The sequence below is a fragment of the Pseudomonas parasichuanensis genome (assembly GCF_021601385.1).
GTDB lineage: Bacteria > Pseudomonadota > Gammaproteobacteria > Pseudomonadales > Pseudomonadaceae > Aquipseudomonas > Aquipseudomonas parasichuanensis.
In genome coordinates this window covers 121,728-142,383 of sequence record NZ_BQHO01000003.1, presented here as the reverse complement: position 1 = coordinate 142,383, position 20,656 = coordinate 121,728, and the positions used below count along the sequence as shown (strand labels likewise).

The window sequence follows — 20,656 nt, the reverse complement described above, 5'->3', positions numbered from 1 at the left end:
TTTTGTGCTGTTGGTGCGGGCCTCATCGCCGGCAAGCCGGCTCCCACAGGGACCGAGCTGCCCCGGCGGCCTATGCCACACCTGTGGGAGCCGGCTTGCCGGCGATAGGGCCAGTAGCCCTCACGGCGCCAGTGCAGCCGGACGATGACCAACCTGGGGCTCATGGCTGGCTTCGCTCTCATCGTCACCTTCCAGCCGCACCAGGTGTGCCGGCACGCCGGTCGCTGCGCCCCAGTAATAGATACCCAGCGCCGCGGCAGCCACGACCGCCGTGTCGAACGGATGCCCGATCACCCCCAGGCCGCCAAAGCTGCCCAGCCAGGACAGCAGGATGGTTACGGCGTAAAAACCGATCAGCCAGGCCGACGAGCGCACTTGCTGGCCAATGGAAAGATGCTCGGTGGGCACGAAGCGGCGGCACAGCAGGTACAGCACGAACATCACGATCTGCAGGGCCAGCAGCCACGACACGGTGTTCCAGCCCGACCAGTAGACGATCAGCGCGGCGATGATGAACGACAGCGGGCCGAGCACCCCCATGCCCTTGACCCGGAACGGGCGCGGCATGTCCGGGGCCGTGCGGCGCAGGGCGGCGACGGTCACCGGTGCCACGGCGTAGCTCAGTACCAGGGCGGCCGAGACCACGTTGATCAGCGCTTCCCACGACGGGAACGGCAGGGTCCAGAACACCGACAGGGCGAAGGTCAGCCACAGTGCCGGGCGTGGGATGCCGGACTGCTCGTCGATGCGGGTGAAGTACTTGAAGAAGGTGCCGGTCTGCGCCCAGCCATAGATCACCCGCGGGGTGGCGTTCATGTAGATGTTGCCGCAGCCGCTGGGCGAGACCACCGCATCGGCCACCACCAGGTAGGCCAGCCAGCCGACGCCCAGGGCCAGGGCGATGTCACGGTAGGGCAGGGCCAGTTCCTTGGTCACCCCGGCCCATCCATTGGCCAGCATTTCGGTGGGCACGCTGCCGAGGAAGGCCAGTTGCAGCAGGGCGTAGATCGCGGTGGACAGCAGTACCGAGAGGATCAGCGCGATGGGGATGGTGCGTTGCGGGTTCTTCACCTCGCTGGCCACCGAGATGATCGGGGTCAGGCCCAGGTAGGCGAAGATGATGCCGCCGGCCGACACGGCCATTTCCACGCCGGACATGCCGAACGGGGCGAAGCCCTGCACCGCGAAGTTTTCCGGCTTGAAGAAGGTGAACAGCACGCCGATCACCAGCAACGGCACGATGAACTTGAACACGCTGACCAGGTTGTTGGCCTTGGCGAAGGTCTTCACGCTGCGGTAGTTGAGGGCGAAGAACAGCCCGAGCAAGGCGAACTGCACCAGCCAGCCAAGCACCGTCGGGTCGCTGGAGCCGGCCTTGGTCAGGCTGGGGAACCAGGCCGCGGCGTACTGGCGCGAGGCGACCACTTCGATGGCGATCAGGCTTGAGAAGGCAATCAGGGTAATGAAACCCATCAGGTAGCCCAGCAGCGGGCCGTGGGAATACACCGGGTAGCGCACCACGCCACCGGCACGCGGCAGCGCAGCGCCGAGCTCGCAGTAGACGATGCCCAGCAGCAGTACGGCGAAACCGCCGAGGAACCAGGAGAGGATCCCGGCCGGGCCGGCGATGGCCGACACGTGGCTGGCAGCGAACAGCCAGCCGGAGCCGAAGATGGCGCCGAGGCCGATGAAGGTGAGGTCCAGCAATGACAGCTGTTTCTTGAATTTGCCTGACATGGGGTCGCCTTTTTGTAAGTTTTGGATAGGCAGGTCTGATGTCACGATGCGGCTTTGCGGGCCGCGTTCTTGTAGGTCATGGGCGGCTTGCGTGGGGCATAGAGTGGACCGATCGGGGCGGGGGTTCTTGATGGTTTTCGGCAAGGGGGATGACGAAATCGGCACAGTTGCAAAAAACGCTGGCGCCTTGTGGTGCCCGCTGAATAGTCTGCGGGGCATGCCCGGTGCGGGCTTCAGATAGGCAGTGGCGCCGCCGGCCCTTTCGCGGGCAAGCCCGCTCCCACAGGCCCTGCGCCAACTCCGAACTCAGCGCCGTCCCTGTGGGAGCGGGCTTGCCCGCGAAAGGGCCGTAACAGCCACTTGAGATGCAAGCCGATGACCAAGAGCCCACTGACCGCCCTGTACCAGCAGCTGGACCAGCACCGCCCCGAATCCCTGGAGGCGCTGCTCACTGGCGTGGTCTGGCTGCTGCCGATGCTCGACGTCATCGCCAACGCGGCGATCTTCATCAAGGACGAGCAGGCCCGTTACGTGCTGGCCAACCGCACGTTGGTGCAACGCTGTGGCCTGAAGCAGCTGCAGCCTCTGCTGGGCAAGACCAGCGCCGAAGTGTTCCCGGCCCGGCTCGGCCCCGGCTACACCGAGCAGGACCGCCGTGTGCTGGAGCAAGGGTTGGTGCTGGAGGACCAGCTGGAGCTGCACCTGTACGGCAGCCGCGAACCGGGCTGGTGCCTGACCCACAAGCGCCCGCTCTACGATCCCGCCGGCAGGATCATCGGCCTGGTAGGGATTTCGGTGGACCTGCAATCCGCCGCCGACACTCACCCCGCCTACCAGCGTCTGGCCGCGGTGGACGCGCATATCCGCGCGCATTTCCACCAGCCGATCAGCATGGGCGAGCTGACCCGTATCGCCGGGATTTCAGTGGCGCAGCTGGAGCGCTACTGCAAACGGGTGTTCCACCTGACCCCGCGGCAGATGATCCACAAGGCCCGCCTGGAGCACGCCCACCAGTTGCTCCATTCGGACCTGCCGATCACCGAGGTCGCCCTGCGCTGCGGCTACACCGACCACAGCGCGTTCAGCCGCCAGTTCCGGCAACTGACCGGGTTCACGCCACGTCAGTATCGCCAGGCAACGGCTCAGGAAGGCTGAAACAGCGCCTTGGCCTCGATGAAACACTGCTCGGCAATCGCCGAGCGTGGCTCGCTGCGGCGCAGCAGCAGGCCCACCGGGCTGTGGATGCTGGCGTCGGCCACCGGGATGATCCGCAGGTGCGTGCTCAGCTCTTCCAGGCCGCAATCCAGCGGCATGATTGCGCAGCACACCCCGACGTTGATGGCCTGGATCAGCTGGAAGGTCGAGTCGCTTTCCAACACTGAGTTGGGTTCAAGGCCACGGCTGCGAAAACTCAGGTCAAGTGACTGGCGGTAGTGCATACCCTTGCTCAGCAGGCCAAGCGGGATCTCGCCGAGTTGGTCCCAACGCAGCGTGTCGGCGTCGAACTGGAAGTGCCGGGTGTCGTGCAGCAGGCCCATGGTGGTGGTGCTCAGCTCGATCACTTCGAAGAAGCTGGCGTTGACCTGGTCGAGGTAGCAGATGCCCAGGTCCAGCTGGTTGCGCGACAGGCCGTCGATGATCTGCTCGGAGCTCAACGACGACAGCTGGAAGCTCAGCTCGGGGTATTTTTCGCGCAGCGGCAGCAGCAGCTGCATGGGGTTGAAGCTGGCCAGCGGCACGGTGCCCAGGCGCAGGCTGCCAACCACCTGGCCACGGCAACTGGCGGCCTCGGCCTGCAGGCCGTCGTGGGCGGCCAGCAGGGTGCGGGCCCAGGCCAGGATACGCTCGCCAGCCTCGGTGAAACCCTCGAAGCGCTGGCCGCGCTTGACCAGCACCAGGTCCAGCTCGTCCTCCAGGTTGCGCAGGCGCATCGACAGGGTCGGCTGGGTGATATGGCACAGCGCCGCGGCCTGGCCGAAGTGGCGGGTCTGGTCGAGGGCGATGAGGAACTTGAGCTGCTTGATGTCCATGGTGCGGCCTGGCGAGCGGGGTGGCGGGTTCGGCGACCTTAACCAACTCCGCGGGGGCTGGCCAATCTTTAATGGTGACCGGTTGATAGAGGCCCTTGATCGGCTGGTTCGCCCTATCGATTGGACGCGGTACGAGGCTTGCCCCTAACGTGGCCGCGAGGCCAATCACGGAGCACAAACTGATGAGTGTTAAACCGGATGCGGTGTTCGTGCCACTGAACATCGCCGTACTGACTGTCAGCGATACCCGCAGCTACGCCAACGATACCTCCGGCGAGCTGCTGGCCAGCCGTGCGGTGGAGGTCGGCCATCGGCTGATCGCCCGTGAGCTGCTCAAGGACGACCTGTACAAGATCCGCGCCCAGGTTGCCACCTGGATTGCCGACGAGCAGGTGCAGGTAGTGCTGATCACCGGCGGCACGGGCTTTACCGGCCGCGACAGTACCCCTGAAGCGGTTGAGTGCCTGCTGGACAAGCGCATCGATGGTTTTGGCGAGTTGTTCCGCGCGCTGTCGATCCTCGATATCGGCACCTCGACCGTGCAGAGCCGGGCGCTGGCCGGGCTGGCCAACGGCACCCTGGTGTGCTGCCTGCCGGGGTCGACCGGGGCGTGCCGTACGGCGTGGGAGGGGATCCTGGCCGAGCAGTTGGATGCCCGGCACCGGCCGTGCAATTTCGTGGCGCACCTGAAGCCGATCGGGCTGTGCGAGAGCCGCGGTTAAGGGTTGCCTGCACCGGCCTCTTCGCGGGCAAGCCCGCTCCCACAGGATTACCTTGAGCCTGAAGACACAGGTGACCCTGTGGGCTCCCACAGGATGACTTTGAGCCTGAAGACACAGGTGACCCTGTGGGCTCCCACAGGATGACCTGGAACCTGAGGACACAAGTGACCCTGTAGGCTCCCACAGGATGACCTGGAATCTGAGGACACTGGTGACCCTGTGGGAGCGGGCTTGCCCGCGAAAGGGCCGGTTCAGAAGAGCGCCAATCTTCAACTCAGCACGTGATCAACCGGAAGCAACACCGGCGGCAGTGGCTCATGCCCCAACGCCGCCAGCACATCCCGTTCGAGGGTGCGCACCAGCGCATCGGTCGGCAGGTCGTTCTCATCGCGCCCGAACGGGTCTTCCAGCTCGTTGCCAATGGCATCCAGGCCGAAGAAGGTGTAGCTGACGATGGTGGTGAACAGCGGCGCCAGCCAGCCCAGCGGCTCGGCCAGGGCGAACGGCAGCAGCAGGCAGAAGATGTAGATGGTGCGGTGCAGCAGCAGGGTGTAGGGGAACGGCAGCGGCGTCCCCTTGATCCGCTCGCAGGTGGCCTGTACTTCCGAAAGTCCCGACAGGCGCTGTTCCAGGGTGGTGTAACGGAACTCGCTGATCGCCTGTTGCTGCGCAAGCCGTGAACATTGCGCACCGATGTCCTGCAGGATGCCGTTGCACACATTGTGCGGGGTCAGCGGCGCCTGCTCCGCCAGCCACGGGCGGGCGGCGCGCAGCTCGTCCTCGTTGCGCAACCGGGCATTCAGGGCGTGGGCAAAACCGCACAGACTGCGCAACATCGCCGAGCGCAGCTGTGCATCCTCGATCACCACGCTTTCACGCACGAACGAACGCACCTCGATGATCATCCGCCCCCAGGCCTTGCGGCCTTCCCACCAGCGGTCGTAGCAGGCGTTGTTGCGAAAGCTCATGAAGATCGACAGCGACAGCCCGAGCAGGGTGAACGGGGTGGCGCTGACCGGGTAGAACAACGCCGGGTAGTGCCGCTCGATCAGCACGATGAACGCGGCCAGCAGGGTGACCATCAGGCAGCGCAATGCGATGCGCTTGACGATCGAGCCCTTGAGGGTGAACAGCACGCGCAGCAGGTCGGGGCGGGAATGGACGATCAAGAGGGTTCCCGAGGCGGCTGCTCAGCCGCCGGTCATGTTCATGAAACGCAGGATCTGCACCTCGCCACCCACTTCGAAGTGGTGGCGCCAGGGCTTGAGCTGCATGGCCTCGCGGATGGCGTTGTCCAGGCGGGCACTGTCGCCGGGGTGCTGGCGCAGCACCTGCTTGAGGTCCAGCGAATGCTCGTTGCCCAGGCACAGCAGCAGGCGGCCTTCGACGGTCAGGCGCACGCGGTTGCAGGTGGCGCAGAAGTTGTGGCTGTGGGGCGAGATGAATCCGACCCGGGTGTTCGGTGCTTCGGCCAGGCGCCAGTAGCGGGCCGGGCCTTGGGAGGATTCAGCCGACTCGATCAGGCTGAAGTGCCCGGCCAGGCGCTCGCGCACAGCGTCGCTGGAGCAGTAGGACTCGCCGCGCTGGTGTTCGCTGATCACCCCCAGAGGCATTTCCTCGATGAACGAGATGTCCAGCTCGCGGTCGATGGCGAAACGCACCAGGTCGACGATCTCGTCGTCGTTGCGGCCCTTGAGCACCACGGCGTTGAGCTTGGTACGGCGGAAGCCTGCGGCGCGCGCGGCATCGATGCCGGCGATCACCTGCGCCAGGTCACCGGTGCGGGTCAGGGCGCGGAAGCGCTCGGGGTCGAGGCTGTCGAGGCTGATGTTCAGGCGTGACACGCCGGCATCGAACAGCGGCTGGGCCAGGCGGCCGAGCTGCGAGCCATTGCTGGTCAGGCACAGTTCACGCAGGCCGGGCAGCGCGGCGATACGTTCGCAGAGCCCGACGATGCCCTGGCGGACCAGGGGTTCACCGCCGGTCAGGCGGATCTTGCGGGTGCCCAGGGCGACGAAGCGTTCGGCCACCTGATACAGCTCTTCGAGACTGAGGATCTGCTGGCGCGGCAAAAACTGCATGTCTTCGGCCATGCAGTAGACGCAACGGAAGTCGCAGCGGTCGGTGACCGACATCCGCAGGTAGTCGACCTTGCGGTTGAAACCGTCGATCAGGGCCTGGGGGGTCTGTTCCACGTGGGCGCTCGAAAGGGTTGGGGCTATGCAATCCAAGCTATCGCCTGGGACCAGACCCGTCAAATTGCTTTCCCTGACCGCTTGATCAATGGCCTCTATCACGACTGCGACGAACGAGCCCGTGGGAGCGCGCTTGCCCCGCGAGAGGCCAGTACAGGCCTGGTTTTAGCCATGATCGACACGGCCTATCACCCCGTCAGACATTTCGATTGGACGCCCCACACCACCCTCCATAGGCTGGAAAAAAGCAGCGGGCAACGCGATCCGCCGCACCTTTACCATGCCCGCGTGAGGATTGACCGCATGAGCCAGGACGAACACATCAGGGACTACAAGGGGCCGGCCGCCGGCTGGGGCGCGCTCAAGAGCGTGACCAAGAGCTGGCTGGGCAGCGAGAACGCCTTCAAGAACCTGCGGGCCATGCTCAAGACCAACCAGAACGGCGGCTTTGACTGCCCCGGTTGCGCCTGGGGCGAGTCGCCGGAAAGCGACATGGTCAAGTTCTGCGAGAACGGCGCCAAGGCCGTGAACTGGGAGGCCACTGGTCGCTCGGTGGATCCGGCTTTCTTTGCAAAGTACAGCGTCAGCGCGCTGCTGGAGCAGACCGACTACTGGCTCGAGTACCAGGGCCGGCTGACCCACCCGATGCGCTATGACGCGGCCACCGACCACTATGTCGAAACCAGCTGGGACGAGGCCTTCGCCCTGATCGGCCAGCACCTGAACAGCCTTGAGTCCCCCGACCAGGCCGAGTTCTACACCTCGGGCCGGGCCAGCAACGAGGCAGCGTTCCTCTACCAGCTGTTCGTGCGCGCCTATGGCACCAACAACTTCCCCGACTGCTCGAACATGTGCCACGAAGCCAGCGGCGTGGGCATGTCGCAAACCCTCGGCGTGGGCAAGGGCACCGTGGTGTTCCATGACCTGGAGCTGGCCGACGCGATCTTCGTCATCGGCCAGAACCCCGGCACCAACCACCCGCGCATGCTCGAACCGCTGCGCGAGGCGGTCAAGCGCGGCGCCCAGGTGGTGTGCTTCAACCCGCTCAAGGAGCGCGGGCTGGAACGTTTCCAGCACCCGCAGCACCCGCTGGAGATGCTCAGCAACGGCTCCGAATCCACCAGTACCGCGTATTTCCGCCCGGCGCTGGGCGGCGACATGGCGGCCATGCGTGGCATCGCCAAGTACCTGCTGCAGTGGGAGCGCGAAGCGCAGCTCAACCATGAGCCGCCGGTGTTCGACCATGCCTTCATCGCCGAGCACACCAGTGGCGTCGAGGATTACCTGGCCGTGGTCGAGGCCACGCCCTGGGACCATATCGTCGAGCAGTCCGGCCTGACCAAGGCCGAGATCGAGCTGGCCGCGCGCATGTACCGCAAGGCCGAACGGGTGATCATGTGCTGGGCCATGGGCGTGACCCAGCACCGCCATTCGGTGGCCACCGTGCAGGAAATCGTCAACCTGCAACTGCTGCGCGGCAACGTCGGCAAGCCCGGTGCCGGCCTGTCGCCGGTGCGTGGCCACAGCAACGTGCAGGGCGACCGCACCATGGGTATCGACGAGAAACCCAGGGCGCAACTGCTCGACGCCCTGGAAAAGCGCTTCCAGTTCCAGGTGCCGCGCGCCCATGGCCACAACGCCGTGCTGGCGATCAAGGCCATGGAGGAGGGGCAGGCCAAGGTGTTCATCGCCCTGGGCGGCAATTTCGCCCAGGCCACCCCGGACACGCCCCGCACCCACGCGGCCCTGCGCAACTGCGCGCTGACCGTGCAGATCTCCACCAAGCTCAACCGCTCGCACCTGGTGACCGGGCGCGACGCGCTGATCCTGCCGTGCCTGGGCCGTACCGAGATCGATATCCAGAGCGAGGGCCCGCAGGGGGTGACGGTCGAAGACACCTTCAGCATGGTGCACATCTCCCATGGCCAGCTGAAGCCGCGTTCGCCGCACCTGCGCTCGGAGCCGGCGATCGTTGCCGGCATGGCCAAGGCCACCCTGGGCAACACACCGATCGACTGGATGTATGCAATTGCCGACTACAGCCGTATCCGCAGCATGATTGCCGATGTGATCCCGGGCTTTGCCGGCTTCAACGAGCGATTGCAGCATCCGGGCGGTTTCCATCTGGGCAACAATGCCGCTGATCGCAGTTTCCGCACTGCCACCGGCAAGGCGCGCTTCACCCCGAGCGCATTGCCCGAGCAACTGGTCAACGACCAGGTGCTGGCCCGTGGCGACAAGCCCGACCTGATCCTGCAGACCCTGCGCTCGCACGATCAGTACAACACCACCCTGTACGGGCTGGATGACCGCTACCGCGGGGTGTTCGGCCTGCGCGAAGTGGTGTTCGTCAACGAAGCCGACATCCGCCGCCTGGGCTTCGAGCCGGGCGAGCAGGTGGACCTGGTGTCGCTGTGGGCGGATGGCCGCGAGCGGCGGGTGTCGGGGTTCCGCCTGGTGGCCTATGACGTGCCCGAGGGGCAGGCGGCGGCGTACTACCCGGAGACCAACCCGTTGGTGCCGTTGGAGAGTTATGGCGAGGGGACTTACACGCCGACCTCGAAGTTCGTGGCGATCAAGCTGCAGAAGGCCAGCGCGGGGAACCGGATCGCGGCAGTGGCTGACTGATCGGTTGCCGGTCAGGGCCTCATCGCCGGCAAGCCGGCTCCCACAGTGGGTTCGCATTATCCCTGTGGGAGCCGGCTTGCCGGCGATGAGGCCGGGCCTGCAGGCAGCGGAATCAGCGGCTCACCGGATACGCCGTGGTGTACTTCATCTGCTCCATGGCAAAGCTCGAGGTGATGTTCGACAACCCGTCGGTGCTGGTGATCAGCTTCTTGTAGAAGGAGTCGTAGGCCTTTATGTCAGCCACCACCACCCGCAGCATGTAGTCCCAGTCACCGGACATGCGGTACACCTCCATCACCTCCTCGAACGCCGTCACCGTGGCGGCGAATTGCGCCAGCCAGGCGCTGTCGTGGCGCTGGGTCTTGAGCTGGACGAACACCGTCAGGCCCAGGCCCAGGCGTTCGGGGTCGAGCAGGGCAACCCGGCCGCGGATATAACCTTCGTCCTCCAGGCGCTTGACCCGCTTCCAGCAGGGGGTGGTGGTCAGGTTGACCGCTTCGGCCAGGTCCTTGAGCGAAATCGAGGCGTCGCGCTGGAGCAGGGTGAGGATGTGCTGGTCGAAACTGTCCATGCCACTCTTGGGCTCCAGGCGAGAAAAAGTTTCCCGAGATTAGCCGTTGGCGGTGCAGCTTGGAATCGGCAAGGCTCGCATAAGGTAATAATGTTCTGGCTGGCGCCGGTCGGTGGCGGATATGAGATAGTTGCGCTTTTCCACCCCTAGTCAATGGACCCGACCATGTCCGAAAAGCCGCGCAATTTCGCCACCCGCACCATCCACGCCGGCGAGCAGTCCAGCGTTGCCGACAACGCCATCTTCCCGGCCATCGTCACCTCCAGCTCGTTCATCAAGCGTGGCCTGGACGATAACCCTGAATACGCCTACAGCCGCGTCAGCAACCCCACCCGGCATGCCTATGAGACCTGCGTGGCGGCCCTTGAGGAAGGTGTCGGCGCGGTGGCCTGTGCTTCTGGCGTCAGCGCTACGGCCACGGTGCTCGAACTGCTGTCCAAGGACGCCCATGTGGTGGTGATGAACGGTGTCTACGGCGGCACCTTCCGCCTGCTGGAAGACTACCGCGGGCGCACCTCGGGCCTGACCACCACCTACGTCGACCTCAACGACGTGGAAGCCGTGGCCGCGGCGATCCGCCCGGACACGCAACTGATCTGGATCGAGTCGCCGACCAACCCGCTGCTGCACCTGGTGGATATCAAGGCGGTCTGCGACCTGGCCCGTGCCCGCGGCATCATGACCTGCATCGACAACACCTTCTGTTCGCCGTGGAACCAGCAGCCGATCACCCTGGGCGTGGACCTGGTGATGCACTCGGCGAGCAAGTACATCGGCGGCCACTCCGACCTCACCGGCGGCGTGGTGGTGGCGGCCAACGACGCGCTGCTGGGGCGCCTGCGCAAGATCAGCATGGCGGTGGGCGCGATCCAGGGGCCGTTCGACTGCTACCTGGCGCTGCGCGGGCTGAAGACCCTCGACGTGCGCATGGAGCGCCAGAGCGCAAACGCCCTGCGCGTGGCGCAGTACCTGGAAGGCCATCCGCAGGTCGAGCAGGTGTACTACCCGGGGTTGGAGAGCCACCCGCAGCATGAGCTGTGCAAGCGCCAGATGCGCACCGGCGGGGCCGTGGTGGCGATTCGCATCAAGGGTGACCGGGCCGCGGTCAATCGCCTGGTCGAGGCGCTGCAGATCTTCGTCCTGGCCGATTCGCTGGGCGGGGTGGAGAGCATGATCAACCATTCCTGGAGCATGTCGCACAACTCGCTGAGCCCGGAGCAGAAGGGCGTGATGGGGATCAGCGAGAACCTGGTGCGGTTGTCGATGGGGATCGAGGATTATCGCGATCTGATCGAGGATCTGGATGTGGCGCTGCAGGCTTCGGCTCAGGCTTGAGATTTTGGGGCCGCGCAGCGGCCCCGATGGAATGCGATTTAGGACTTGGGCGGATGGATGATCCGTTCGATCTTGTCCTTGATCAGCAGCCGCTCCTTGCGCAGCAGGTTGACCTTGTCATCGGCGGTGCCGTTGGCTTCGGCAGCCAGCACTTCCTTGTCCTTGGCGTTGTAGTCCTTGTGCAGCTTGTGCAGGTCCTGGTTCTTGTCGATCAGGGCCTGGAATTGGTCGGCGCTAACGTGCAGGTCTGCGAGCAAATCGTGCGGAACTGGCATTTCTTCACCTCTTTCAGGGTTGGCGAACGGGCCTGAACCATGAGGATAGTCGCCTTTGCCCTACTGGGGGACTGGAGTAGTCTGTCAGATCTTTTCCCGTGACCGGAACCTGCGCCATGCCTCACCTGAACCTGGAATACAGCGACAACCTGCGTGAACTCAACGTCGATGTGCTGCTGTTGCGCCTGAACCACGCCCTGGTAGGCAGCGGCCAGTTCGCCGACGAAGCCGACATCAAGAGCCGCGCCCAGGCCTTCGCCAGGTACCGGGTGGGCACGGCACCGGGCGAGCGAGCCTTCGCCCATGTCCGCCTGGCGATCCTCAGCGGGCGTTCCGAGCAGGTGAAGCAGCAGTTGTCGAACAGCCTGTTGGCGGTGCTGCAGGACGCGATCCCTGCCCAGGCCGGATTGGACATCCAGCTGTGCGTGGAGGTGCTGGACATCGACCGAGAGCCTTACGCCAAGCTGCGCCTGCCGGCTGAATAAAGGCTGAATGAAACTTGTTTAATTGATGAAAGTCGCGTCCCGACCAATTGTTACCAAGTTTTTCACAAAAAATTGATGCTAGCCTTCTTAGAGTTCGGCCAACTTCCCAAGGTGCCCGTCCGGGCACCCTGGCCGCTCATGAACTCTACCTGCGAATGCCATGCTCAACGTCAAATCCCTGCGGACTGAATGGGTCACGCTGCTGGCCAGCCTTTACCTGTTGATCGGCTTGAACACCTTCCTTTGGCAACACCTGCAAACCATCGTGCCGCCCGGCATGGTGGGGTTGTGGCTGGGCCTGGCGTTCGCCGTGCTGATGTTGTTCGCCTTCAACCTGATATTGACCTTGCTGGCATTCAAGTATGTGTTGAAACCGATATTGATCCTGTTGTTCATGAGTGGCGCGGGTGTTGCGTACTTCATGAATCAATATGGCGTGCTGATCGATACCGGCATGTTCCGCAATGTGGCGGAAACCAACGTGGCGGAAGTGCGTGACCTGCTGTCGATCAAGTTTGCGCTGTATATCGTGCTGCTCGGTGTGCTGCCGTCGTTGTTGGTGTGGAAGGCAAGAATCGCCTATCGCCCCTGGTATCGCGAAGTGCTGGGCAAGTTGGTGGTGACGGGTGCTTGTGTGGCAGCGCTGGGCTCGGTGGCACTGGTCAACTACCAAGGGCTTTCGTCGCTGTTTCGCAACCACCACGAACTGCGCCTGATGCTTACCCCGAGCAATATCGTCGGTGCGTCCATCGGTTATGTCAGCGAAAAAATCGGTACTGCGGCTCGTCCCTTCCAGCCCTACGGCACGGATGCCCGTCGCGATGCCGCCTGGCAGCACCATGAGCGCAAGTCGCTGACCGTGCTGGTGGTGGGGGAAAGTGCCCGCGCCGAGAACTTCGGCCTGCTGGGCTATGCCCGCGACACTACGCCGAACCTGGCCAGACAGCAGGGCCTGCTGAGCTTTACCGATGTGCACTCGTGCGGTACCGAAACCGCCGTGTCGGTGCCGTGCATGTTCTCCGGCATGACCCGCAAGGACTATGACGCCCGCGTGGCCAAGAACCGCGAAGGCCTGCTCGACATCCTCCAGCGCGCAGGCCTCACCGTGCAATGGCGTGACAACCAGTCCGGCTGCAAGGGCACCTGCGACCGCGTGCAGTTCGTCGACGTGAGCAACCTCACCGACCCGGCCCTGTGCGCCAACGGCGAGTGCCACGACGAGATCCTCCTGCAGGGCCTGGGCGAGCTGATCGACAACCTCGACCAGGACACCGTGCTGGTGCTGCACCAGATGGGCAGCCACGGCCCCGAGTACTTCAAGCGTTACCCGACGGGCAGCGAGCCGTTTACCCCGGTGTGCCGCAGCAATGCGCTGAACCAGTGCAGCCAGCAGGAAATCGTCAATGGTTATGACAATACCCTGGCCTACACCGACAAGGTGCTCGCCTCGCTGATCGACACCCTGCGCAGCAAGCAGGACAAGGTCGACACGGCGATGATCTACCTGTCCGACCACGGCGAGTCATTGGGTGAATACAACCTCTACCTGCACGGCACCCCCTATGTGATGGCGCCGGACCAGCAGAAGCACGTGCCGCTGCTGACCTGGTTCTCCGACAGCTACCAGCAGGACTTCGGCCTGGACACCGACTGTCTGGCCAAGCTGCGCGACGCGCCGCTGTCCCAGGACAACCTGTTCCACTCGATGCTCGGCCTGTTGCAGGTGCGCACCCAGGTCTACCAGCAATCGCTGGACATGTTCGCCAGCTGCCGGCCGTGGATGGCGGCAGGGCGCTGAACCACGGTGTTTATGCCATCGCGGAGCAAGCTCGCGATGATGAAGTCCGGTCACTGTTCCGGGCGACCGCCCGGCACCATGGATGGCGCGAGGTTTCACCCCCAGGGGCCGCGCCGTATATACTGCGCGCCAATGTTAGTGGGAGAGCCTCGTGGCCATCGAAATTCACTGGATCCGTGACGACCAGACCCTGGCCGAACACTGCCAAAGCTGGCGCGAACTGCCCTTCGTAGCGCTCGACACCGAATTCATGCGGGTCGACACCTTCTACCCGAAAGCCGGCCTGATCCAGGTGGGCGTCGGCGAGCACGCCTACCTCATCGACCCTTTGCTGATCAAGGACTGGCAGCCGTTGGGCGAACTGCTCGACGACACGGCCGTGGTCAAGGTGCTGCACGCCTGCAGCGAAGACCTCGAAGTGCTGCTGCGCCTGACCGGCAAGCTGCCGCAGCCGCTGTTCGACACCCAGCTGGCCGCCGGCTACCTGAACATCGGCTTCTCCATGGGCTATTCGCGCCTGGTGCAGGAAGTCCTCGGGCTTGAACTGCCCAAGGGCGAGACCCGCTCCGACTGGCTGCAGCGCCCGCTGTCCGATACCCAGGTGAGCTACGCCGCCGAGGATGCCGTGCACCTGGCCGAGCTGTTCAGCGTGCTGCGCCCGAAACTCTCCGACGACAAGTACGCCTGGGTGCTCGACGACGGCGCCGAGCTGGTGGCTGCGCTGCGCCGCGAAGTCGAGCCCGAAACCCTGTACCGCGACGTCAAGCTGGCCTGGAAGCTGGGCCCTCAGCAGTTGGCTGTGCTGCGCGAGCTGTGCGCCTGGCGCGAGCGCGAGGCCCGCAGCCGCGACGTGCCGCGCAACCGTATCCTCAAGGAACACTCGTTGTGGCCCATGGCCAAGGGCCAGCCCAGCAGCCTGCAGGCCTTGGGCAAGATCGAAGAGATGCACCCGCGTACCATCCGCCAGGACGGCGAGTTCCTCATCCAGCTGATCAAGCGCGCCGCCGGCCTTCCCGCCGAACAGTGGCCGCAGCGCTTGCCTGAGCCGCTGCCGATCGAGGCCGCCGGCATCCTCAAGCGCCTGCGCGCCATCGGCCAGGCCGAAGGCGAGCGCCTGCAGATCGCCCCGGAGCTGATGCTGCGCAAGAAGACCCTCGAAGCCCTGCTCAAGAGCGGCTACCCCGACGGCCCCTATCAACTGCCCGATTCGCTGCGCGGCTGGCGTCGCGAGCGTATGGGCCAGGCCCTGCTGGACGACCTGGCAGGCGCCGGAGACGCTAAATGAAACGTATCTGCTCGATCTACAAGAGCCCACGCAAGAACGGCATGTACCTCTATGTGCTCAAGGCCGACGGCCTGGAGCGCATGCCGGAAGGCCTGTTGCCAATCTTCGGCACCCCGATGCACGCCTTCGACCTGGTGCTGACCCCGGAGCGCAAGCTGGCCCGCGAGGACATCGTGAAAGTGCTGGAGAACCTCGACAGCCAGGGTTACCACCTGCAGATGCCGCCGCCGGACGACGAGTACATCGAGCACCTGCCCGAAGAGTTGTTGCGCCGCAACGACCCGGTCTGATTCGGCCACGGTCACCCTCATAGCTGCGGCCCGCCTGGCGGGCCGTTTTCGTTGTTTGCCAAGGTTGTGTTTCACATGCGCGTACTGATCGCTGAACAGGATCATGCCAACTACGCCCGCCTGCTCGGTGAGGCGGCACCGGACCTGGAAGTGCTGACCAGCGGCGACTCCGCCGAACTGGCGCGCTTCGCCGCCGAATGCCCGGTGTGGCTGGGCCAGCCGGACCTGCTGGCCAGCCTGCTGCGCCAGGGCCATAAACCTGAGTGGATGCAATCGACCTGGGCCGGCATCACTCCGCTGCTGGCCGATGCGCTGCCGCGTGACTACCGCCTGACCCGGGCAGTGGGCATCTTCGGCCAGGTGATGGCCGAGTACATGCTCACCTACATGCTGGTGCACGAGCGCGAAGTGTTGTCGCGCCTGGTCAGCCAGGTCGAGCGGCGCTGGGACGACCGCCCCGGGCGCAGCCTGGAAGGGCGCCGGGTATTGATCGTCGGCACGGGCGACATCGGCCAGCGGGTCGCCGAGTTCCTCGTGCCCTTTGGCGTGACCCTGTACGGCGTGGCCAGCAGCGCCCGTGAGCAGGCGCCGTTCGTCGAGGTGGTCGGGCTCGACCAGTTGCCACGCATGGTCGGGCAGGCCGACTACGTGCTCAACCTGCTGCCCGATACCCCGGCCACCCATGACCTCTACGATACGGCGCTGTTCAAGCGCTTCCAGCCCAGCGCATTGTTCATCAATGCCGGGCGTGGCGCGGCGGTGGTCGACGCGGACCTGGTCGAGGCACTCAAGGAAGGCTATCTGGCCGGTGCGGTGATCGATGTCTGCCGACAGGAGCCGTTGCCTCAACGGCACCCGTTCTGGACGGCCTGGGGGCTGCTGCTGACCGGGCACAGCTCGGCGCCGACCTCGCCGCCGGCGATGGTGCGTCTGTTCGTCGAGAATATGCGGGCGTATGAGGCAGGGCAGGGGTTGCGCGGCGAAGTGGATTTCGCCCGCGGGTACTGATTGAGGCCCTATCGCCGGCAAGCCGGCTCCCGCAGGGTCACGTTTGCCGTTGTGGGAGCTGGCTTGCCAGCGATGGGGCCAGGGCAGGCAACCTACCGCTTAAAGACTGAACTCACCCTCAGCCGCCAGCTCGCTCAGCGGCCGGCGCGGGCTCGGCACTTCGCGGGCCTGCAGGCCCTCGGCCAGGGTCGCCTTGTCGCCCAGTTTGCCGATCGCCACCATCGCATGCAGTGCGTAGCCCTCGGGGATCTTCAGCTCGCGGCGGGCCAGGTCCTGGTCGAAACCGGCCATGCCATGGGTGTGCCAGCCGCTGATGCTGGCCTGCAGCGCCAGGTGGCCCCAGGCGGAACCGGTGTCGAAGGTGTGCCACAGCGCCGGCTTTTCTTCATCCGAGCCCGGTGCGGCGAAGGTGGTCTTGGAAATCACCAGCACCAGCGCCGAAGCCTGCTGCGCCCAGCTGCGGTTGAACTCGTTGAGGATGCCCAGGTAGCGCTCCCAGCTCGGCGTGTCGCGGCGCGCATAAAGGAAGCGCCAAGGCTGCGAGTTGTAGGCCGACGGCGCCCAGCGCGCGGCTTCGAGGAAGCTCAGCAGGGTCTCCTGGCTGATCGGCTCGGCGGTGAAGGCGCGTGGCGACCAGCGGTTGATGAACTGCTCGTTGATGGCGTAGTCGGCGATACGAGGGGTGGCGCTCATGGCTGCTCCTGCAGTGGGCGGGGTAAAGACCGCACGCTACTGCGTCCGGCAAGCACTGACAAGCGGTCTGGCGTTGCCGCCGGACAGCCTCTAGACTGGCGCCGCCGCGCGCCGCGGATTCAAGTTGATTGCAGGAATACGTGTGATGATCGCCGACACCGCGCCCTTCTGGCGGCGCAAGACCCTCGAAGAACTCGACCCGCGCGAGTGGGAGTCGCTGTGCGACGGCTGCGGCCTGTGCTGCCTGCAGAAGCTCGAGGACGAAGAAGACAACAGCGTCTATTACACGAGCATCGCCTGCAAGCTGCTCGACCTCACCACCTGCCAGTGCAGCGACTACCCCAACCGCTTCGCCCAGGTGCCCGACTGCATCCAGCTCACCCCGGGCAAGGCCGACCAGTTCAAGTGGCTGCCGCCCACCTGCGGTTATCGCCTGGTCAGCGAGGGCAAGGACCTGCCGGCCTGGCATCACCTGGTCAGCGGCGACCGCGAGCAAGTCCACGAGCAGCGCATTTCCCGGTCCGGACGCATGCTCAGTGAAAACGATGTGGATGAAGACGACTGGGAAGATCACCTGATTTTCCGCGCTGGTTGAATCGCCCGGGCTTTCGCCTCTGGGGAACAAGGAGTTTTCTGTATGCGTCGCCCGCTGTTGCTGCTGCTTGGCCTGCTGGCCAGTTCCCAGGTACTGGCGAAGAAAGTCGACCTCGATTACCAGGTGCGCCTGCTGCCGCAAAGCGGCCAGGCCGAAGTGCGCCTGACCCTGGCCGACGGCAGCGTGGTGCGCAGCCTGGACTTCGACCTGGGCCAGGGCGGCACCTACAGCGACTTCCTCGCCGACGGCCAGTGGCAGGCCCAGGGTGGCCGCGGTGTGTGGCGCCCGGCCCCGGGCAAGACCAGCCTCAGCTACCGGGTACTGCTCGACCATGCGCAGCCTGGCGCCAGCCATGAGGCCCGTGTCACCGCGCAGTGGGCCCTGCTGCGCGGCGAGCAACTGGTGCCGCCGGCGCGCCTCGACCAGCAGGACGGTACCGAGCTGGTGGCACGCCTGACCTTCGAATTGCCCGCGGGCTGGAAAAGCGTGGAAACCGCCTGGCCGCGCATCGGCCGGCAGAAATTCCGTATCGACGATGTTTCGCGGCTGTTCGACCGCCCCACCGGCTGGATGCTCGCCGGCAACCTCGGCAGCCGCCGTGCGCGCCTGGGCGAGACCGAGGTCACCGTGGCCGCGCCGCAGGGGCAGGGCATGCGCCGCATGGATACGCTGACCCTGCTGACCTTCGTCTGGCCGCAACTGCAGGCGGTGTTCCCGCGCAACCCACCCAAGCTGCTGCTGGTCGGCGCCCGGGACGGCATGTGGCGCGGTGCCCTGGCCGGGCACAACTCGCTGTACCTGTACAGCGGCGGCCCGCTGATCAATGACAGCGGCGCCAGCCCGCTGCTGCGCGAGGTGGTGCAGCTGTTCGCGCAGATCAACGACCGCGACGGCAGCGACTGGCTTGGCGAGAGCCTCACCGACTACTACGCCACCGAACTGCTGCGCCGGGCCGGCGGGATCAGCGATGACCGTTATGAGGCGCTGCAGGCGCGTCTGCATAAGCAGGGCGCCAAGGTGACCCAGCTCAAGGGCGCCAAGGCCGACGCCGGGCAGGTCGCCCGAGGGGTGTTGCTGCTGCAGGCGCTGGACCGCGAGATCCGCCTGCATAACCACGACAAGCGCTCGCTGGACGATGTGGCGCGGGCGCTGATGCGCCTGTCCAGCGTGAGCACCGAAGAGTTCGTGCAGATCAGCGAGAACGTGCTCGGGCGCCAGTCCGAGGTGTTGCAGAGCAAACTGGTGCGCTAGATCCGATTACTTTTATCGCCTGTGCCGGCCTAATCGCTGGCAAGCCAGCTCCCACACCGACCGCGTGCGCTGACCCTGTGGGAGCCGGCTTGCCGGCGATGAGGCCCTGACAGGCAAACCGTGCCAGGCCCCGCGTCGCCATCTCGGCACCTGCGTTGAGCGCCGCCAACTCCGTCCCTCCCTTCGATCTCTGCACACAACCGCTCTGGCATGACCTCCCTGGCCAAGTGCAGGTCCGTCTTGGGCAATCCGCCCCGCTGGCGCTCGCTTAGCTTGGATTGGCGCCAAGCCCGTCCAACCCGGCCTGGCGCGCTCCCATAACAACTCCAAGAAGGGATCAGGATGACCAATCCAAGCGCGGGACATGCCGGCGGCCAGCTGGCGCAAGGTTTCAAACCCAGGCACGTAACCATGCTGTCGATCGCCGGGGTGATCGGCGCCGGGCTGTTCGTCGGCTCCGGGCATGCCATCGCCGCGGCGGGCCCGGCGGCCATCGTCGCCTACGCCCTGGCCGGCACCCTGGTGGTGCTGGTGATGCGCATGCTCGGCGAGATGGCCGTGGCCAGCCCCGACACCGGCTCGTTCTCCACCTACGCCGACCGCGCCATCGGCCGCTGGGCGGGCTTTACCATCGGCTGGTTGTACTGGTGGTTCTGGGTGCTGGTGATCCCCATCGAGGCCATCGCCGCCGGGGTGGTGCTCAACAACTGGTTCCCACACATCGAACCCTGGTTCTTCGCCCTGGCGATGACGGTGCTGCTGACCTTCACCAACCTGTTCAGCGTGGCCAAGTACGGCGAGTTCGAGTTCTGGTTCGCCATGCTCAAGGTGATCGCCATCGTTGCCTTCATCGCCCTCGGCGCGTTTGCCCTGGCCGGGGCCTTGCCCGCGCGCGAGGTCAGTGGCCTGACGCGGCTGATGAACGAGCACGGCGGCTTCATGCCCAACGGCTGGACGGCGATCATCGGCGCCTTGCTCACCACCATGTTCAGCTACCTGGGCACGGAGGCGGTGACCATCGCCGCTTCCGAGTCCTCGGACCCGGCGCGCAACATTGCCAAGGCCACCCGTTCGGTGATCTGGCGCATCAGCGTGTTCTACCTGCTGTCGATCTTCGTGATCATCTCGGTGGTGCCGTGGAACGACCCGCTGCTGCCGGTGCAGGGCTCGTACCAGCGGGCGCTGGAGGTCATGCAGATCCCCTACGCCAAGCTGCTGGTGGACATGGTGGTACTGGTGGCGGTGGCCAGCTGCCTGAACTCGTCGATCTACATTTCCTCGCGCATGCTGTTCTCGCTGGCCAAACGCGGTGACGCACCGGCGGCCATTGGCCGTACGTCCAAGGTCGGGGTGCCGCGCGCGGCGGTGATCGGCAGTACGCTGATCGGCATGCTCACCACCGTGGTCAATTACTTCGCGCCGTCCGAGGTGTTTGGCTTTCTGTTGGCCAGTTCGGGCTCCATCGCGCTGCTGGTGTACCTGGCGATTGCGTTTTCGCAGTTGCGCATGCGCGCGATCCTTGAGCGGCAGAACCAGGAAATCGCCTTCAAGATGTGGCTGTACCCCTGGCTGACCTGGGCGGTGATCGGCTTCATCGTGTTTGCGTTGGGGGTGATGTTCGTGATGCCGCAGCATCGGTTGGAGGTGTCGTTGACCCTTGGCTTGGCGGTGGTGATTCTGCTGATCGGGGTGGTCAATCAGCGGCGGCATGGGGCGGCACTGGTCGAGCGTACGGCCTGAGACAGCATTGGCCTCATC

General features: G+C 65.2%; 19 protein-coding genes. 12 read left to right on the top strand and 7 right to left on the bottom strand.

Translation table 11 applies throughout. The features are described 5' to 3' along the window. Positions 1-120: 120 nt before the first annotated feature. Entirely contained in the window at positions 121-1,737 is a 1,617-nt protein-coding gene (locus L6D77_RS03590; RefSeq protein WP_232880627.1) for an APC family permease, read from the bottom strand. 375 nt (positions 1,738-2,112) lie between these two features. Here L6D77_RS03590 and L6D77_RS03585 point away from each other — a divergent pair, with 375 nt between their 5' ends. Further along, positions 2,113-2,892: an AraC family transcriptional regulator gene (locus L6D77_RS03585; protein WP_232880628.1), complete on the top strand. Its 780-nt coding sequence runs from the start codon at positions 2,113-2,115 to the stop codon at positions 2,890-2,892. Here the strand turns inward: L6D77_RS03585 and L6D77_RS03580 are convergent. Then, a complete protein-coding gene (locus L6D77_RS03580) occupies positions 2,880-3,767 on the bottom strand; it encodes a LysR family transcriptional regulator (RefSeq protein WP_232880629.1) in 888 nt (295 codons plus the stop codon). The two genes, L6D77_RS03585 and L6D77_RS03580, sit on opposite strands and share 13 nt — an antisense overlap. 182 nt (positions 3,768-3,949) lie before the next feature. Here L6D77_RS03580 and moaB point away from each other — a divergent pair, with 182 nt between their 5' ends. Next, complete coding sequence (gene moaB / locus L6D77_RS03575) at positions 3,950-4,489, top strand: molybdenum cofactor biosynthesis protein B (protein WP_232880630.1); 540 nt, start codon at positions 3,950-3,952, stop codon at positions 4,487-4,489. A gap of 269 nt (positions 4,490-4,758) precedes the next feature. Here the strand turns inward: moaB and L6D77_RS03570 are convergent, their stop codons facing one another. Then, on the bottom strand, positions 4,759-5,658 hold the full coding sequence (locus L6D77_RS03570) for a bestrophin family protein (protein WP_232880631.1): 900 nt from the start codon (positions 5,656-5,658) through the stop codon (positions 4,759-4,761). Positions 5,659-5,679: 21 nt separating this feature from the next. Continuing rightward, on the bottom strand, positions 5,680-6,684 hold the full coding sequence (gene moaA / locus L6D77_RS03565; RefSeq protein WP_232880633.1) for a GTP 3',8-cyclase MoaA: 1,005 nt from the start codon (positions 6,682-6,684) through the stop codon (positions 5,680-5,682). 303 nt (positions 6,685-6,987) lie between these two features. Between moaA and L6D77_RS03560 the strand changes: the two genes are divergently transcribed. After that, positions 6,988-9,312, top strand: a complete 2,325-nt coding sequence (locus L6D77_RS03560) for an FdhF/YdeP family oxidoreductase (protein WP_232880635.1) — start codon at positions 6,988-6,990, stop codon at positions 9,310-9,312. A 112-nt stretch (positions 9,313-9,424) separates the two neighbouring features. Here L6D77_RS03560 and L6D77_RS03555 read toward each other — a convergent pair whose 3' ends face one another. Beyond that, positions 9,425-9,883, bottom strand: a complete 459-nt coding sequence (locus L6D77_RS03555) for an Lrp/AsnC family transcriptional regulator (protein ID WP_232880636.1) — start codon at positions 9,881-9,883, stop codon at positions 9,425-9,427. A gap of 153 nt (positions 9,884-10,036) precedes the next feature. On the opposite strand from L6D77_RS03555, the gene L6D77_RS03550 reads away from it, so the two are divergent. Further along, positions 10,037-11,218: a trans-sulfuration enzyme family protein gene (locus tag L6D77_RS03550; protein ID WP_232880637.1), complete on the top strand. Its 1,182-nt coding sequence runs from the start codon at positions 10,037-10,039 to the stop codon at positions 11,216-11,218. A gap of 38 nt (positions 11,219-11,256) precedes the next feature. Here L6D77_RS03550 and L6D77_RS03545 read toward each other — a convergent pair whose 3' ends face one another. After that, positions 11,257-11,493 carry a DUF465 domain-containing protein gene (locus L6D77_RS03545; RefSeq protein ID WP_232880638.1) on the bottom strand — a complete coding sequence of 79 codons (237 nt, stop codon included), beginning with the start codon at positions 11,491-11,493 and terminating at the stop codon, positions 11,257-11,259. 116 nt (positions 11,494-11,609) lie between these two features. On the opposite strand from L6D77_RS03545, the gene L6D77_RS03540 reads away from it, so the two are divergent. From L6D77_RS03540 to L6D77_RS03520, 5 genes are all read left to right on the top strand, one after another. Continuing rightward, complete coding sequence (locus tag L6D77_RS03540; protein ID WP_232880639.1) at positions 11,610-11,978, top strand: 5-carboxymethyl-2-hydroxymuconate Delta-isomerase; 369 nt, start codon at positions 11,610-11,612, stop codon at positions 11,976-11,978. 160 nt (positions 11,979-12,138) lie between these two features. After that, positions 12,139-13,776 (top strand): phosphoethanolamine transferase, encoded by a 1,638-nt coding sequence (locus tag L6D77_RS03535; protein WP_232880640.1) that lies wholly within the window; start codon positions 12,139-12,141, stop codon positions 13,774-13,776. A 151-nt stretch (positions 13,777-13,927) separates the two neighbouring features. Beyond that, positions 13,928-15,061 carry a ribonuclease D gene (gene rnd, locus L6D77_RS03530; RefSeq protein ID WP_232880641.1) on the top strand — a complete coding sequence of 378 codons (1,134 nt, stop codon included), beginning with the start codon at positions 13,928-13,930 and terminating at the stop codon, positions 15,059-15,061. Beyond that, a complete protein-coding gene (locus L6D77_RS03525) occupies positions 15,058-15,351 on the top strand; it encodes a YcgL domain-containing protein (protein WP_232880648.1) in 294 nt (97 codons plus the stop codon). The genes rnd and L6D77_RS03525 overlap by 4 nt, the downstream gene beginning before the upstream one ends. A gap of 75 nt (positions 15,352-15,426) precedes the next feature. Next, the gene (locus L6D77_RS03520) at positions 15,427-16,359 is read left to right on the top strand and encodes a D-2-hydroxyacid dehydrogenase (RefSeq protein WP_232880649.1); all 933 of its coding nucleotides are present in this window, start codon (positions 15,427-15,429) and stop codon (positions 16,357-16,359) included. Between the two features lie 99 nt (positions 16,360-16,458). Here the strand turns inward: L6D77_RS03520 and L6D77_RS03515 are convergent, their stop codons facing one another. Further along, a complete protein-coding gene (locus L6D77_RS03515; protein ID WP_232880651.1) occupies positions 16,459-17,052 on the bottom strand; it encodes a nitroreductase family protein in 594 nt (197 codons plus the stop codon). Positions 17,053-17,197: 145 nt separating this feature from the next. Between L6D77_RS03515 and L6D77_RS03510 the strand changes: the two genes are divergently transcribed. From L6D77_RS03510 to gabP, 3 genes are all read left to right on the top strand, one after another. Beyond that, positions 17,198-17,647 carry a YcgN family cysteine cluster protein gene (locus L6D77_RS03510; protein WP_232880653.1) on the top strand — a complete coding sequence of 150 codons (450 nt, stop codon included), beginning with the start codon at positions 17,198-17,200 and terminating at the stop codon, positions 17,645-17,647. A gap of 42 nt (positions 17,648-17,689) precedes the next feature. Beyond that, complete coding sequence (locus L6D77_RS03505) at positions 17,690-18,898, top strand: hypothetical protein (protein WP_232880655.1); 1,209 nt, start codon at positions 17,690-17,692, stop codon at positions 18,896-18,898. 342 nt (positions 18,899-19,240) lie between these two features. Continuing rightward, positions 19,241-20,638, top strand: a complete 1,398-nt coding sequence (gene gabP / locus L6D77_RS03500; RefSeq protein WP_232880679.1) for a GABA permease — start codon at positions 19,241-19,243, stop codon at positions 20,636-20,638. Positions 20,639-20,656: the final 18 nt, after the last annotated feature.

Coding starts and splice junctions, on each gene's coding strand:
- L6D77_RS03590 (WP_232880627.1), bottom strand. CDS start 1,737: ATGTCAGGCAAATTCAAGAAACAGCTGTCATTGCTGGACCTCACCTTC.
- L6D77_RS03585 (WP_232880628.1), top strand. CDS start 2,113: ATGACCAAGAGCCCACTGACCGCCCTGTACCAGCAGCTGGACCAGCAC.
- L6D77_RS03580 (WP_232880629.1), bottom strand. CDS start 3,767: ATGGACATCAAGCAGCTCAAGTTCCTCATCGCCCTCGACCAGACCCGC.
- moaB (WP_232880630.1), top strand. CDS start 3,950: ATGAGTGTTAAACCGGATGCGGTGTTCGTGCCACTGAACATCGCCGTA.
- L6D77_RS03560 (WP_232880635.1), top strand. CDS start 6,988: ATGAGCCAGGACGAACACATCAGGGACTACAAGGGGCCGGCCGCCGGC.
- L6D77_RS03555 (WP_232880636.1), bottom strand. CDS start 9,883: ATGGACAGTTTCGACCAGCACATCCTCACCCTGCTCCAGCGCGACGCC.
- L6D77_RS03550 (WP_232880637.1), top strand. CDS start 10,037: ATGGACCCGACCATGTCCGAAAAGCCGCGCAATTTCGCCACCCGCACC.
- L6D77_RS03545 (WP_232880638.1), bottom strand. CDS start 11,493: ATGCCAGTTCCGCACGATTTGCTCGCAGACCTGCACGTTAGCGCCGAC.
- L6D77_RS03540 (WP_232880639.1), top strand. CDS start 11,610: ATGCCTCACCTGAACCTGGAATACAGCGACAACCTGCGTGAACTCAAC.
- L6D77_RS03535 (WP_232880640.1), top strand. CDS start 12,139: ATGCTCAACGTCAAATCCCTGCGGACTGAATGGGTCACGCTGCTGGCC.
- L6D77_RS03525 (WP_232880648.1), top strand. CDS start 15,058: ATGAAACGTATCTGCTCGATCTACAAGAGCCCACGCAAGAACGGCATG.
- L6D77_RS03520 (WP_232880649.1), top strand. CDS start 15,427: ATGCGCGTACTGATCGCTGAACAGGATCATGCCAACTACGCCCGCCTG.
- L6D77_RS03515 (WP_232880651.1), bottom strand. CDS start 17,052: ATGAGCGCCACCCCTCGTATCGCCGACTACGCCATCAACGAGCAGTTC.
- L6D77_RS03510 (WP_232880653.1), top strand. CDS start 17,198: ATGATCGCCGACACCGCGCCCTTCTGGCGGCGCAAGACCCTCGAAGAA.
- L6D77_RS03505 (WP_232880655.1), top strand. CDS start 17,690: ATGCGTCGCCCGCTGTTGCTGCTGCTTGGCCTGCTGGCCAGTTCCCAG.
- gabP (WP_232880679.1), top strand. CDS start 19,241: ATGACCAATCCAAGCGCGGGACATGCCGGCGGCCAGCTGGCGCAAGGT.